The organism is Megalodesulfovibrio gigas DSM 1382 = ATCC 19364, from assembly GCF_000468495.1.
Classification (GTDB): domain Bacteria; phylum Desulfobacterota; class Desulfovibrionia; order Desulfovibrionales; family Desulfovibrionaceae; genus Megalodesulfovibrio; species Megalodesulfovibrio gigas.
The window spans coordinates 1,012,646-1,025,798 of sequence record NC_022444.1; the positions used below are offsets into that span (position 1 = coordinate 1,012,646).

The 13,153-nt window shown below is 65.1% G+C and carries 15 protein-coding genes; 13 read left to right on the forward strand and 2 right to left on the reverse strand.

The window, feature by feature from the left end; all coding sequences use genetic code 11:
- From DGI_RS04510 to DGI_RS19395, 3 genes are all read left to right on the forward strand, one after another.
- Positions 1-292, forward strand: a 292-nt coding sequence (locus tag DGI_RS04510) for a hypothetical protein (RefSeq protein WP_158407287.1), incomplete at its 5' end; no start/stop codon positions are given.
- Positions 285-1,844, forward strand: a complete 1,560-nt coding sequence (locus tag DGI_RS16900) for a phage minor head protein (protein WP_021759533.1) — start codon at positions 285-287, stop codon at positions 1,842-1,844. The genes DGI_RS04510 and DGI_RS16900, both read left to right, overlap by 8 nt.
- Positions 1,825-1,953: a hypothetical protein gene (locus tag DGI_RS19395; protein ID WP_021759534.1), complete on the forward strand. Its 129-nt coding sequence runs from the start codon at positions 1,825-1,827 to the stop codon at positions 1,951-1,953. The genes DGI_RS16900 and DGI_RS19395 overlap by 20 nt, the downstream gene beginning before the upstream one ends.
- Before the next feature lie 327 nt (positions 1,954-2,280).
- On the opposite strand, the gene DGI_RS18295 is transcribed toward DGI_RS19395, so the two are convergent.
- Complete coding sequence (locus DGI_RS18295) at positions 2,281-2,922, reverse strand: hypothetical protein (RefSeq protein WP_144284113.1); 642 nt, start codon at positions 2,920-2,922, stop codon at positions 2,281-2,283.
- Positions 2,923-3,284: 362 nt separating this feature from the next.
- Here DGI_RS18295 and DGI_RS04520 point away from each other — a divergent pair, with 362 nt between their 5' ends.
- The 8 genes from DGI_RS04520 (at position 3,285) to DGI_RS04555 (ending at position 8,482) form a co-directional block, all read left to right on the forward strand.
- Positions 3,285-4,349: a hypothetical protein gene (locus tag DGI_RS04520; RefSeq protein ID WP_021759540.1), complete on the forward strand. Its 1,065-nt coding sequence runs from the start codon at positions 3,285-3,287 to the stop codon at positions 4,347-4,349.
- 13 nt (positions 4,350-4,362) lie between these two features.
- Complete coding sequence (locus tag DGI_RS04525; RefSeq protein WP_021759542.1) at positions 4,363-4,701, forward strand: capsid cement protein; 339 nt, start codon at positions 4,363-4,365, stop codon at positions 4,699-4,701.
- 47 nt (positions 4,702-4,748) lie between these two features.
- Positions 4,749-5,672 (forward strand): major capsid protein, encoded by a 924-nt coding sequence (locus DGI_RS04530; RefSeq protein WP_041725539.1) that lies wholly within the window; start codon positions 4,749-4,751, stop codon positions 5,670-5,672.
- Positions 5,672-6,118, forward strand: coding sequence for a DUF1320 domain-containing protein (locus DGI_RS04535; RefSeq protein ID WP_021759546.1), 447 nt, complete (start codon positions 5,672-5,674; stop codon positions 6,116-6,118). Before DGI_RS04530 ends, DGI_RS04535 begins: the two co-directional genes overlap by 1 nt.
- Positions 6,118-6,660, forward strand: coding sequence for a phage virion morphogenesis protein (locus tag DGI_RS16905; protein ID WP_021759548.1), 543 nt, complete (start codon positions 6,118-6,120; stop codon positions 6,658-6,660). The genes DGI_RS04535 and DGI_RS16905 overlap by 1 nt, the downstream gene beginning before the upstream one ends.
- Positions 6,660-7,118 (forward strand): hypothetical protein, encoded by a 459-nt coding sequence (locus DGI_RS04545; protein WP_021759550.1) that lies wholly within the window; start codon positions 6,660-6,662, stop codon positions 7,116-7,118. The genes DGI_RS16905 and DGI_RS04545 overlap by 1 nt, the downstream gene beginning before the upstream one ends.
- Positions 7,119-7,310: 192 nt before the next feature.
- Complete coding sequence (locus DGI_RS16910; RefSeq protein ID WP_456152273.1) at positions 7,311-8,132, forward strand: phage tail assembly chaperone; 822 nt, start codon at positions 7,311-7,313, stop codon at positions 8,130-8,132.
- Between the two features lie 86 nt (positions 8,133-8,218).
- Positions 8,219-8,482 carry a DUF1799 domain-containing protein gene (locus tag DGI_RS04555; RefSeq protein ID WP_041725583.1) on the forward strand — a complete coding sequence of 88 codons (264 nt, stop codon included), beginning with the start codon at positions 8,219-8,221 and terminating at the stop codon, positions 8,480-8,482.
- 31 nt (positions 8,483-8,513) lie between these two features.
- On the opposite strand, the gene DGI_RS18700 is transcribed toward DGI_RS04555, so the two are convergent.
- The gene (locus tag DGI_RS18700) at positions 8,514-8,681 is read right to left on the reverse strand and encodes a hypothetical protein (RefSeq protein ID WP_021759556.1); all 168 of its coding nucleotides are present in this window, start codon (positions 8,679-8,681) and stop codon (positions 8,514-8,516) included.
- 109 nt (positions 8,682-8,790) lie between these two features.
- Between DGI_RS18700 and DGI_RS04560 the strand changes: the two genes are divergently transcribed.
- Both DGI_RS04560 and DGI_RS18965 read left to right on the forward strand, forming a co-directional pair.
- Positions 8,791-11,073 carry a tape measure protein gene (locus DGI_RS04560; RefSeq protein WP_456152274.1) on the forward strand — a complete coding sequence of 761 codons (2,283 nt, stop codon included), beginning with the start codon at positions 8,791-8,793 and terminating at the stop codon, positions 11,071-11,073.
- 938 nt (positions 11,074-12,011) lie between these two features.
- A partial coding sequence (locus tag DGI_RS18965) for a coiled-coil domain-containing protein (RefSeq protein WP_193787669.1) occupies positions 12,012-13,153 on the forward strand: 1,142 nt, incomplete at its 3' end.

The window sequence follows — 13,153 nt, forward strand, 5'->3', positions numbered from 1 at the left end:
GGCCCGCCGCTTCACGCCGGATCAGCAGGCGTTAGAAAATTTGGTGGCCGGCGTCCTGCCCGAGGGCGTTACCGCCGCCGCCAGCCTGGCCGGGGAGATTGACGCCGTGATTGCGCGGGCCACGTCCTTTGAGGATTTGCGCATCCTGCTGGCCGCGGTCATGGACGGCGAGAGCCCCGGCCAGGTCGCCCTGGCGGACACACTGCACCGGGCCAGCGTGGCCGCGGAACTGCATGGCCGGGAGCAGGTGCAGGTGGAAGGCCAGGGAGAAGGGGGCGGCGACGATGCCTGAGACATCAAACAAGGTCCCTGCCGCTTCCCCCTCGTCCCCCTCGCCATTGCCGCCACCCCTCCCAATGTCAGAAGCCCTGGACTTCTGGCAACAGAAGATCCAGCTGCCCCCCGCGGAGTTCTATCGCCTGGCCGAGGCCCAGCGGGTGCGGGCTTTTACTGTCAGCGGCCTGGCCCGGGCGGACATGTTGCATCAGGTCCACCAGAGCCTGGAAACCGCCCTGCGAGACGGCATCACCCTGGAGCAGTTCAAGAAGAACCTGTCCGGCGTGTGGGAGGAGAACGGCTGGACAGGACACAAGGCCTGGCGCATCGACAACATCTTCCGGACGAACCTGCAGACGGCCTACAACGTCGGGCGGTACAAGCAAATGGCGGAGGTGGCCGAGGATCGGCCCTTCTGGCAATACAGCGCCGTGAACGACAGCCGCACCCGCCCGACGCATCGGGCGCTGCACGGGAAGGTCTATCCCCACGATTCGCCCTTTTGGGACACCTGGTACCCGCCCAACGGCTTCCGCTGCCGGTGCAAGGTCAAGACCCTGTCTGCCGATGACGTCCGCGCCCGCGGCCTGGCCGTGGAAGAATACCTCAAGGATGATTTGATCGAGCCAAAGGGCGAGCATGGCCCCATGCCGGCCCGGCCCCTGCGGCCGGATGCGGGCTTTGCCGGCAATCCGGGCAAGGAGGCCTGGCAGCCGGACCTGTCACGCTATCCGGATTGGCTGCGGAGGAAGCTGGAAGCGAGGCTGGGCACGCCGTCCACCCCGTCTATTCCGCCCGTGCCTGCCATGCCGCCCCTGGCCGAAACGCCCACGGCAGGCTTGCAAGGTGCCGTTCCGGCATTTGGCACGACACGAGAGGCCAGTGCCTGGGCAGTGGCAAATAACGTGGCAGACCACGCTGATTTCACCGGGGCGAAGCCGGAAGTGGCCACGGCGTGGCTCCAGAGCCTGTCCGATCATATGAGGGAGTTCCCGGCTCTGCGAGCGAACCAAAAGTTCACGGGAACGTGCCAGGCTCAATTCTCACGGTGGTGGGAAGTCACCGTCTCCGAGACGGAGAAGCGCCTTCGGGAAGCCAACCCCGGCAGGGCGGGAGACTTCCGCAAGATGGCGGAAAGCTATGTCAAGAAGCGGAAGGTGGCTGGCAATGTATACGCTCATTCGTGGGCGCAGCGTGACGTCGGTGGCGTGTGTGTCAACAAAACATGGGCTTCGACCCCGGACAAATTCCGGGCGCAGCTGTCGCGAGATGTGGCGTCTCGATTCCACCCCGTTGGGTGTGACACGATACGCAGCGTAGTCGACCACGAAATGGGGCACCAACTGGACGACTTATTGAGGTTGCACGTTGACCCCAATGTCGTAGCGTTATATCAAGAAGCAAAGAAACTGGGCATGGAGAACGAGGTCTCCATCTATGCAAGAAAAAACATCAAGGAATTCATTGCCGAATGCTGGGCCGAAGCCCGCAACAACCCCGCCCCGCGTCGGTTCTCCCGACGACTTGCAGCCATCGTCCGGAGCAGATATGCCGCTCAACATCCCTGATTTGGACATTGACTACGGCATCATCACCTCCGGGGCGTGCGCCACGCCCGGGGATCAGGCACAGTTTGACGCGCACCAGATGGGCAAGCCGCCCATGGCCGAAGACTAAGCCCCTCTCCGCGAGGGGTTTTTGCTACCCAACGGCTTCCGTTGCCGGCGCAAGCTGCCCCTTTCCGCAGACGAGCCCCCCGCCCCCAAGGGCGAAGACGGCCCCATGCCGGCGCGGCCCCTGCGGCCCGACGCGCCCTGCCGGCAAAAAAATAGCGCCAGTGCCCGGGGACCTGGCGCGGACGGCATCCCTAATAGCTTCCCCGCCCCGGCGGGGTTCATGATGGCCGCCCATCAACTGTCACACTCTATATAATGATGCGGCCGGGGATGGCAAGGATGCACCGTTCGCGAGATGACGGGGGTATAACGCGGAACCCGGCAACGCCTAACAGCATAGCAGCTCCTTTCCCCGTCGAATCAGGTTGCCGTGTAAATTGACAATGTCATCTGCAATTGAGTGCAATGAATTTACAATTGCGGTATGCGCAGCAGCATTGTCATACCTCATCTCTGGTTGCACATAATAAAAATTAGTTCCCTCAGTGCTAGTGAATGAGTTTTTGCCAAGCAACGTAATGTACTGATCAGTTTTCTCTAGCAATGATGTCTTTATATCCTCAATTTCTTTGAGAAAGAACACCATCTGCGGACTCGACCAATTACGAAAAAAATCTATCAACTCATCATAATATCTCCATTCAAATGCTCCATCCATATCTTGATTTTTCAAAATGTTAATACTTCCTCGGTGTGGGAGTGCAGAAATGAATTCTTTGAGCAGTTCACAATCGTGATTGCGCCTTAGCTCCTCTTTGCGTGATTGCTCAATGGCATTTTGAATCAGCTGCTGATTCTCTTGCTGCAGTTTGGCTTTGTATTCTTCGAGACTCTTTGCATGCTGTAACTTGATGGATTCTTCAATGGTCGCCTTGAGCCACGGTTTCAATAGATAGTTTGTTAGGATTGCTGTAACGCCAGCACCTGCACAAAACGATGAGAGGGAATTGATAACACCTGCAAGGTCCACCGGAGGGCTCCTTACGTAGTATGCCATGCTGATTTTTGGTTGGTTATCCAAAGACAAATGCCACGTCAAATGTCTCTCATGCCCTCGCCCCATAGTTCCCCTGAGACGCATTGCAAATGCCAGGGCGGCCACTGATCTGTTTTTAGAATCCGCGTCGTTTTTAACGCAGGTTCTGGCGAAATTAACGCGGGGTGTGTGGCATGGCCGCAACCGCATGCGAAGCCTCAGGCCGCCCGCCGGCACGCCCGCGGGCGGAACCCTCCTGCATAGCATCCCCTGACACGAAGAACCCGCCAGGAAGTCATGCCATCCTGCGCCGTGCGGCGGCCTTGGGTAGTGTCCTGGCCATGGAGGACGACGCCATGGCCAAGACCCCGCCCCGCACCCTGACCATCTTCCGTTCCGGCACGCACACGGCCATGGACGGCCAGGAACTGCATTTTTCCGACGCCGACCTGACCGCCACGGCCGCGGCATATGACCCCGCGAAGCACGAGGCCCCCTTGGTCATCGGCCATCCGGCCACGGATGCCCCGGCCTACGGCTGGGTCAAGAGCCTGACTGTGCACCCCGGCCAATCTGGCCTGGAGCTGGGGGCCACCTCCGGCCCGGTGGCCCCGGAGTTTGCCGGGGCCGTGAACACCGGATTCTACAAGAAGATCAGCGCCTCGTTTTATCCTCCCCACGCCAAGTCCAACCCCGTGCCCGGCGTCTACTACCTGCGCCATGTTGGCTTCCTCGGGGCGCAGCCGCCGGCCGTGAAGGGTCTGCCGCCGCCGCCGGCGTTTGCAGACAGCGACGCCGAAGGCCTGGTGACGGTGGAGCTGGACGGCGTGCAGTTTTCCGAGTCCACCCCCCAAGAAGACACCACCCCAAAGAATACCCCAAAGGACACTCCCATGGACGAACTGAAGACGCTGCAGGCCGAAAACGCCCGGCTGCAGACGGAGTTGGCGGCCCGCGAACGCCTGGTGGCCCAGCATGCGCGGGACAAGGTGCACACCGGGCACCTGGCCTTTTGCGAAGGCCTGGCCGCCAAGGGCAAGCTGCCGCCCGGCCTGGCCCCGGTGATGGCCGCGGCCCTCACGGCCCTGGCCCTGCCCGACACGCCCCATACGCCCAATACCACTGGCGCATCCACTGCGGAGCCGCAAGTGGTCCAGTTTGGCGAAGGCAGCGCGGCCCGGCCCCTGCACCAGGCCCTGGCCGAGGCCCTGGAGGGTCTGCCGGAAGCCATCGTGTACGGCGAGGTGGCCCCGGATCGGACGGGCGAAGGACAGTCCCCCGAGCACGTCAGCTTTGCCGCGCCCGCCGGCTACATCGTGGATCCCCAGGGCGTGGCCCTGCATGCCAAGGCCCTGGCCTACCAGCGCGCCCACCCCAATACCGACTATCTGACCGCCCTGGCTGCTGTGCAGGGCCGGTAAGCGAGGAGCCCCCATGCAATCCAGACCCGTTTTGACCCTGACCCTCACGGCCTCGGGCGCGGTGGCGGCGCATCGCTTTGTCACCGCCGCCGGGGCGCAGGTGGCCGCCGCCGGGGCGGCGGCCCTGGGCGTGTCCCGTTCCGATGCGGCTGCCGGGACGCTGTTCCCCTGCGACACCCTCGGCACCGGCATTGTCGAGGCCGGGGAGGCCATCACCGCCGGGGCGGCCCTGGAGGCTGGGGCCGACGGCCGCGCCCTGGCCCATGACACCGGCGTGAAGGTGGCCATCGCCCTGCAGGCGGCCGCGGCCGCCGGGCAGAAAATTGAAGTCCTGCTGCTGCCGGGCGCGTAACCCCTGGCGCACATCATTAAAGAAGAGAGGACACCACTGTGTCGCAAATGACCGCTTCCCAGGCTCGCGTTATTGATCCCATCCTGACCAACGTGGCCCGCGGCTACACCAACGGGGCCATGGTCGGCATGCTGCTCTTCCCCGCGGTGCCCGTGGGCGCGCGGGGCGGCAAGATCGTCAAGTTCGGCCGCGAAAACTTCCGGCGTTACACCACGGCCCGCGCACCGGGTACGCATGTGGCCACGGTGCAGTACGGCTACGCCGGGGAAAGCTACGCCCTGACGGACCACGGCCTGGCCGGCCTGGTGCCCGTGGAGCTCATGGAAGACGCCACGGCCGTGCCGGGCATTGACCTGGCCGGCGGAGCCGTGCGCATGGTGCAGGACGTGGTGGCCCTGAACCTGGAGGCCGAACAGGCCGCCCTGGCCCGCAATGCCGCCAGCTACGCCGTGTCCAACAAGGCCACCCTGTCCGGGACCACCCAATGGAGCCATGCCGATTCCGACCCGGTCAAGGCCGTGGAGACCGCCAAGGAGGCCGTGCGCGCCTCCGTGGGCATGCGCCCCAACACCATGGTCATTGGCCCCAAGGTCCTGGCTGCCCTGAAGACCCATCCCGTGATCCTGGACCGCATCCGGTACACCGGCCGTGACGTGCCCACCCTGGAGCTGCTGGCCAGCCTCTTTGGGCTGGACAGGGTGGCCTCGGGCGACGCGGTGCAGGAAGACGCGTCGGGCGCGCTGGTGGACGTGTGGGGCGGGGACGCCGTGCTGGGCTACACCACCCTGGGCACCCTGGCCTCGCAGGGCACGCCGTCCTACGGCTACACCTACCGCCTGCGCAACTATCCCGTAGTTGAGCGGGGCTACTACGACGCGGACCAGCGGAGCTGGAAGTATCCGACCTTTGACGCCGTGGCCCCGGTGCTGGCCGGCGCGGATGCCGGTTTCCTCTTCAAGGATGCGGCGTAATGTACTGCACCGTGCCCGATGTGCTGGCCCTGCTGCCCGAGGCCGAAGTCCTGCAGCTGGCCGATGACGCCCTGACGGGCGACCTGGCCGCGCCCGAGGTGCAGGCCGTGCTGGCCGAAGCCATCGAGCAGGCCGGGCGGGAGATCGACGCCTTTGTGCAGGCCGTGCGGCCCGTGCCCCTCACTCCCGTGCCCGGCCTCATCGCCAACCTGGCGGCCAAGCTGGCCGGGCACAACCTCTGGCTGCGCCGGCCCGGCGTCACCGAGCCCGAAGCCTGGAAGGACGAAACCGCCCGCTGCCGGCGGCTCCTGGAGCACATCGCCCTGGGCAAGCTGGCCCTGGGCGCCCCTGCCGGGGCGGACCCGGCCACGGAGCCGGCCACGGACAATGCGCCGGCCTTCGCCAAAGGCGAATCCGTCATGGACACGTACACGGGGGGCTGGTGATGGCCGGCATCTCCTACACCGTCAACGACGCCGTGGTGAGGCAGGCCCTGCAGGCCCTGCGGCACAAGGCCGGGAACCTGCGGCCCGCCCTGCGGACCATTGGCGAGATCATCATCAACCAGACCGATGACGCCTTTGAATCGGGGAAGAGCCCGGCGGGCGTTCCCTGGAAGCCATCCAGACGCGTGGCCAAACAGGGCGGGCAGACGTTGGTCAACACCGCCCGCCTGCGCAACTCCATCACCAAGGACGTAGGCGACGATGCCGTGCAAGTGGGCACCAGCGTGGTCTATGCGGCCATCCATCAGCTGGGCGGGGACATCCGGCAGCAGGGCCGGACGCAGGTCAATGCCCACCGGGCCGACGGCCGCTTTCTGTCCCGCGCCGCCGAACGCCGCCGCAAGAAGCCCGTGGTCATCAGCACGGCCGTCATCGGCCCGCGGACCATCCACATGCCGGCCCGGCCTTATCTGCCCGATGAAACCAGCGTGAACCGCGACGCCATCCTGGCCGCCATCGCCAGGCACCTGGAGCTGTACTGATGCCTGCCCGCCCCGCCCGAACCGACGTGGAAGACGCCATCCTGGATGTGTTGCGCGCCGGATTGCCGGCCCTGAAACAGCTGGGCAGCCTGCCCCTGGGCCTGAACGACCGGGCCGCCCTGAACGTGCAGGACAGCGCCGTGTGGGTCTACTACGCCGGCGGGGAGCCTGGCGACAACGAGTCCCTGCCCGGCCATCTGCAGCAGGAACGGTGGACCTTTGCCGTCCTCTGCCTGGCCAAGCGCTACCGCGGGGCCAGGGAAGGCGCGGGCGCGGCGTGCGAGCTGCTGGAGGCCGTCATCGACATCCTGGCCGGGGCCGTGCTGTCCCCTGACGGCACGGGCGACCTCCCCTTGTCCAAAGGCCCGGACCGTCTTTTGCCCCTTCCCGAGGGCTGCGGCGTGGTGGGCTACGAAATCCTCTTCACCTGCGACACCATCATTCAGCGCCTGGAATAGCCGGCGCGCAAGGAGTCCTCCATGGCAGTCAAACCCATCAAATGGTCCAACGTGGCCGTGCGCATGACGCCTGCGGCCGCGGGTTCGCCCGTGACCCTGACCGGCGTCACCAATGCCGCGGAGCCCGTCTGCAGCGCCGTGGCCCACGGCTTCGTGGTCGGCGACTATGTCTGGCTCACCGTGGACGCCGGCATGTGGCAGCTGCACAACCGTATTGCCCGCGTCAAGGCCGCCACCGCCGACACCTTCACCCTGGAAAACCTCGACGCCACGCTCTTTGACGCCGACGTGGAAGACATGACCTTTGCCCGCAAGGTCACCTTTGACCACAGCCTGGCTACGGCCACCACGGTCTCCACCAGCGGTGGCGAGCCCGACGACATCGACACCACCACCATCCATGCCAACCTCCGCACCACCATGCCCGGCCTGCCCAGCGCGGCGAGCTACACCTTTGACAGCATCTGGGACCCGGCCAACGCGGCCCTGCTGGCCTTCCGGGCTGCGGCGGACGCCCAGGACATGCGGGCCTTTCAGTTCCAGTTCGGCAGCTCGGGCCGGAGCATGGTCTTTGCCGGCTACCCCTGGACCAACCTCTTGCCCTCCGGCTCGGCNGAAAAAGACGCTTGGGGGAAACCTTTCTGGAGAAAGGGTTCCCCCAACACCCCCTTCCAAAGACTTTTATCCAAGGGAAGCAATAGTATGTTGAAACTCACTCCTGATCCGCAGTTCAAAGTCTCCGTCAACATCACCGTGCCTGGCCAGGACGCGCCGGCCAAGATCGTCGTCACCTACAAGTACATGCCCCGCAGCCAGGCCGAGGCATGGACCCGCACCTTGGAAGGCAAGTCCGACGCCGACGCCCTGGCCGACATCGTCCTGGGCTGGGAAGGCGTGGACGCGCCCTACAGCCGCGAGTCCCTGGAGCAGCTGCTGGACGCCTACCCCGCCGCAGGCCTGGAGCTGCTGGTGGCCTTTCGGAAAAACCTCTTGGAGAGCCGGCAAAAAAACTGAGGGCCGCCGCCCGCGCCCTCATGGGAGGGGGGGGAGGCGGGGCAGGCGGCAACGATCCTGAAGCGCTGGCCCAACAGGCCGCGGCCATGGGTCTGCCCGTGGAGCTGTTGGCCGAAGCCGACGGCTACGCGGATGTGGAGGTCTACCCGGACAACTGGCCCGCCCTCTGGCTCTTCCGGGACCTGGCCACGCAATGGCGGGTGGGCATGGGCGGGGCCACGGGCCTGGATTACGCGGCCCTGCCGGCAGTGCTGGACCTGCGCGGCGTGCCCCAGGCCGAACGGGCGGAGCTGTTTGACTGCCTGCAGGTGCTGGAGGCCGAGGCGCTCGCCGCCTGGCGGGAAGAGTGAGGGCGTTACGGACGGGGCGGGCGGGGTGGCCTTAACGCACCGCCCGTCGCCTGGCCCCAAACACCCCGACGGCCACCAGCCCGAACAGCAGCGGCAGCACCAGGAAGACCCAGACCCCCAGGGTCTTGCAGAGCAGCCCGCCGGCCACGAACACGCCCAGGAAGGCGAAAAACCCGAAGACGACCTGGAAAAGCAGCATGGCCAAGCCCCTTGACGTTGTTATCCGCATTTCGGCCAGGGACGATACCGGTCCAGCGTTATCCAAAACGCGGGCCGGTGTCGAGTCCATCTCGCGCCAGCTGGAATCCATGCGCGCCTATGCCCTGGGGGCCTTCACCGGGGTGGCTGCGTTGGGGCAGGCCCGGGAGGTACTGGCCCTGGCCGATGCCGTGCAAAACATGAACGCCCGCCTGCGCCTGGCCGTGGGGGGGCTGGACGAATTTACCACGGCCCAGGCCCGCGCCTATGCCATTTCCGCCCGGACCGGCGCGGGCTATGAGGCCACGGCCACGCTGATGGCCCGGCTGTCCACCGTAGCCAAGGGCTATGGCGTGACGCAAGAGCAGGTGTTCCGGGTGACGGAAGCCACGGGCAACGCCCTGAAGGTGTCCGGGGCCGGGGCGCAGGAAACAGCATCGGTGATCCGCCAGCTCTCCCAGGCCATGGGCTCGGGCGTGCTGCGCGGCGACGAATTCAATTCCATCATGGAGAACGGCACCCGTCTGGCCCAGGCCCTGGCAGATGGCCTGAACGTGCCCATCGGCAAGTTGCGCGGCCTGGCGGAACAGGGCCTGCTGACCACAGATATGATGGTCAAGGCCCTGGAATCGCAACGCGAGACGCTGGAAGCCGAGGCCGCAGCCATGCCCAAGACCATTGGCATGGCTGCCACCCGCGTGGCGGACGAATTCGGGCGCATTGTGGACGCTGCCAACCAGGGCAGCGGGGCCACGGGCCTCATGGCCAGCGCCCTGGATGCCCTGGCCGTGAACATGGAAACCGTGCTGGGCGGCGCGGCCGTGGTTGCCGTGGGGGCCATGACCACGGCCACGGTGCGCGGCGGCCTGGCCCTGAAGGACTACACCGCCAGCATGCTGGCCCGCGTGGCCGTGGAGCGCCAGGTCTTGTCCAGCGCCGTATCCGCCACCCTGGCCACCCTGAACAAGGCCCGGGCTGATGAACTGGCGGCCAAGTTCGAGGTCATGCGCGCCGGCACCGGCGCAAACCTGGCTGCAGCCCAGAAGGCCCTGGCCGCCGCGACATCCCAAGTCACCACGGCCACGGCGGCCCACACCGCCGCCCAGGCCGGGCTGGCCGCCAGCATGGCCAAGGGCGGCATCGCTGCCCGCGCTCTGTCCGGCGCGCTGGGGTTTGTGGGCGGGCCGTTGGGCGCCATCACCACGGCGTTGACCGTCGGCTGGGCCGCCTGGGAAATTTGGGGGAACAAGGCGGAAACCGCCACCAGCAAGGCCAGGAAGTCCGCCGAAGACGCCCAGGCCGCCTTGGACCGCCTCAGAGACAGGAAACAGTACGGGGAGGACGAGCTGGCCCCGGTGCGCAAAGGCATCGCCGAGCTTGAAGCCGCCCTGGCCGAGATGAAGCGCACCGAAATCCAGTGGGACCCGGAAACCGGCGAACCTCGCGAGGTGCGGGGCTACAGCGACCGCGACATCCAGGCCGCGCAAGCGCGTCTGGACAAGATGCGGCAGGACCTTGCCAATGCCCAACAGGAACTGGCCGGCCAGGCCCAGGGCCTGGCCGGTACCGCCGCCTCCGGCGTGACGAACATCATGGAATCCGCCTTCGCCAGGCTGGAGCAGGGCTACAAGGACAAGCTCGACCCCCTGGCCGCGGAATTGGAGAAGCTCAAGAAGGCCGCCGCCGAGGCCGGCATTTCCACGGATTCGGACAGGTACAAGCAGGCCGAGCAGCTGGCGCGGGACACCTTCGCCAAAAAATCCGACACCAATGTGAGTATTGGCGACGTCGGGAAGCAGCTGCGAGACAAGACGGTCAAGGCCATCAAAGACGGTGTGCAGTATGAATTTGGTGCAAAAAATCTGTCCAGCCTAGTGATTGACTGCTCGGGGTTCGTTACGGCGTTACACGCGCCCGTGGTGAAGGGGATTGTGGAGGCGCAAAAGGGCGCGTTGCCGGAGGACATAGTGGCCGCCCTGAAATCGTCGTCAGACGGCATCATCACCAACATTGCAAATATCACTGGCGACCTCGTTAAAACGAAGGCAAATGCGCTTGATTTTTCACGGCTCCGCGAAGGGATGTTGATCGGTATCGATACTGGTGTCACTGACTTTGAAAAAGAAGAAAAGCCGGGAACGCGCACATACGGAATCGATCACATTGTCAGTCTGGTGAAAGACGAGTTGGGCACGCTGATGGTTGGCGAGTCCAGCGGCGGAAAGGGTGTTCACTGGACGCCCGCTGAGGAGTGGGCGAAGCGATTCGGTGATTCTGTCAAGGCTTTCGCCGTGGACCCGTATAAAAACTTNCGCCGAAGACGCCCAGGCCGCAATGGAGCGCCTCAGGGATCGCAAAAAATATGGGGAGGACGAAACAGCCCCCATCCTTAAGGCAGTGGATGATGCCAAGGTGGCCCTTGAAGAGGCCAGGCAGAATCTCGGAGACTGGGATCCATATTCAGGGGAGCGTTTTGGCGAGCGTGCTTTGCGTGACGCGGAGGCCAACCTCTCCAAGCTGGAAAGCAATCTGGCCGAGGCCAAACACCTGATGAAGGAGGGGATACAGTCCAGCGCCACGGGCTCCACCGACATCCTGCGGGACCAGTTTAACGGCTGGGTTCAAAGCTTTCGCGACCAGCTCGACCCCCTGGGCGCGGCCCTCAAGGAGCTGGAAAAGAAGGCTGAGGCCGTCAATCTACCCAAAGAGTCGGCGGACTATCAGGAAGCCGAACGCCTGATCCGCGAGCGGTATGCCAAAAAATCCGACAAACCCGACGCCACCAGCTCCCAGGTGGGCGAGTCCCTGGTGACCAAGGCCCGCCAGGCCATCGCCGACGGCGTGCAGTACAAGTTCAAGGCGCGGGACATGGCCACGGGCAAAATCGATTGCTCGGGCTTCGTGGAGCAGATCAACCGGGAGACCATCGCGGGCATTGAAAAGGAGTCCAAGGGCGCGCTGCCGGCCGGCCTGGCCCAGGCCCTCTCGGGCTCCTCCGAAGGCATCATCGACAAGGTGAGCAAGCTCACTGGCGAGCTGGTGGAGGTCCAGGCCAACCGGCTGGACCTCTCCAAGATGCGTGAGGGCATGCTGGTGGGGCTGGACACCGGCCCGACCAAGAGCGGTTTTGACGCCGGTCGGCAGCGCGGCATCGATCACATCGTGCAGTTCGTGAAAGACGCCGATGGCGCGTTAAAAGTCATTCAGTCCAGTGTCAGCGGCGGCGGTGTCAGCGAAATGGACGCTGCCGAGTGGGTCAGGCAGTTCAAGGACAAGGTCAGGGCCTACGTCGTGGACCCGTATAAAAACTTNCGTGGACCCGTATAAAAACTTGCGCCTTCCTTGGGAAACCCTCGGCAACTACGCGAAGCAAGTCAACGAAGTTGAAGACATCCTGACCCGCAGCACCCAGCGGACGCAGCAGGCGACCATGGACGCCATGGCGTACAAGAAGCTGGAGGTGGAGCAGACCATTGCCGGGGATCGCAAGAAGCTGGAGTCTGCCGGGGCCACACAGGAGCAGTTGCAGCAGTTCGACGTGGATGCCGCCGCGCTCCGGACGTCCCTCCTGGACGAAATCGCCAAGGAGGAAGAGGCGGCCAACGCCAAGCGCCTGCAGGAGGCCCGGCAGCACAGTCAGGAAATCGCCCGCATCATGCAGGAGCTGGGCGAGGCCACCGGGGATACGGGCCTGCAGCGGGCCGGGCTGCTCAGCGAGATCACCACCCAGGCCGAGGCCCTCAAACTGCTGGCGACGTCTGCGGAAGAATTCGACCTCATCGAGCGCCAGGCCAACCTGAAGGCCGCCCAGGCCCGGCGGGACACGGCCACGGATTTTGCCGAATACTGGCGCGTGAGCATGGACGAGCTGGGGGCCATGTCCAAGGCGGCCGGCGATCAGGAAAAGGCCATCTGGGGCGAGGTGCTGCAGGAATGGCTGACGAATTCCGCCACCATGGCCGCTGCGCGGGAGGCCGCCTATGGCCGGGTGATCGAAGCGGCGCAGGCCTCCGGCAATGTGGAGCTGGCCGTCATCGCCCAGGTGGCCAGGGAATCCGCCGCCCTGGAGCGGCTGCAGACCATCCAGCAAACCGGCTCCCCCCGCGAGGCCTTTCTGGCCCGCATGGCCGAGGGCCTGGAAGAATTCAAGAGCGCCGCGACCAAGGCCCGCGAATCCGCCGTGGCCTTTGCGGACAGCCTGCTGGAGATCAAGCGCGAGGCCGCCGCCGCCATCGGGCAGCTGGGCAGCGACCTGTTGTACGGGGCGCTGATGGGCGAAGAAGTGGACGCCTTTGCCACCCTGGGCGAGACGGCGGCGAGGGCCTTCAGCGACAAGTTCGGCAGCGTGCTGGAAGATCTGATGAACGACGTCTTCGACTCGGTGCTGTCGGAGTTCAAGAATGCGTTGTCCTCCCTCACGGGCAGCGGTGGCGGCCTGTTTGGTGGGCTGCTTTCCTCCATCTTCGGCGGCGG

Bases quoted from the DNA above. Each gene is read 5' to 3' on its own strand.
- DGI_RS16905 (WP_021759548.1), top strand. From the start codon at position 6,118: ATGGCCGGCATCTCCTACACCGTCAACGACGCCGTGGTGAGGCAGGCC.
- DGI_RS04535 (WP_021759546.1), top strand. From the start codon at position 5,672: ATGTACTGCACCGTGCCCGATGTGCTGGCCCTGCTGCCCGAGGCCGAA.
- DGI_RS16900 (WP_021759533.1), top strand. From the start codon at position 285: ATGCCTGAGACATCAAACAAGGTCCCTGCCGCTTCCCCCTCGTCCCCC.
- DGI_RS04555 (WP_041725583.1), top strand. From the start codon at position 8,219: ATGGGTCTGCCCGTGGAGCTGTTGGCCGAAGCCGACGGCTACGCGGAT.
- DGI_RS04530 (WP_041725539.1), top strand. From the start codon at position 4,749: ATGACCGCTTCCCAGGCTCGCGTTATTGATCCCATCCTGACCAACGTG.
- DGI_RS04525 (WP_021759542.1), top strand. From the start codon at position 4,363: ATGCAATCCAGACCCGTTTTGACCCTGACCCTCACGGCCTCGGGCGCG.
- DGI_RS18700 (WP_021759556.1), bottom strand. From the start codon at position 8,681: ATGCTGCTTTTCCAGGTCGTCTTCGGGTTTTTCGCCTTCCTGGGCGTG.
- DGI_RS04545 (WP_021759550.1), top strand. From the start codon at position 6,660: ATGCCTGCCCGCCCCGCCCGAACCGACGTGGAAGACGCCATCCTGGAT.
- DGI_RS04520 (WP_021759540.1), top strand. From the start codon at position 3,285: ATGGCCAAGACCCCGCCCCGCACCCTGACCATCTTCCGTTCCGGCACG.
- DGI_RS19395 (WP_021759534.1), top strand. From the start codon at position 1,825: ATGCCGCTCAACATCCCTGATTTGGACATTGACTACGGCATCATCACC.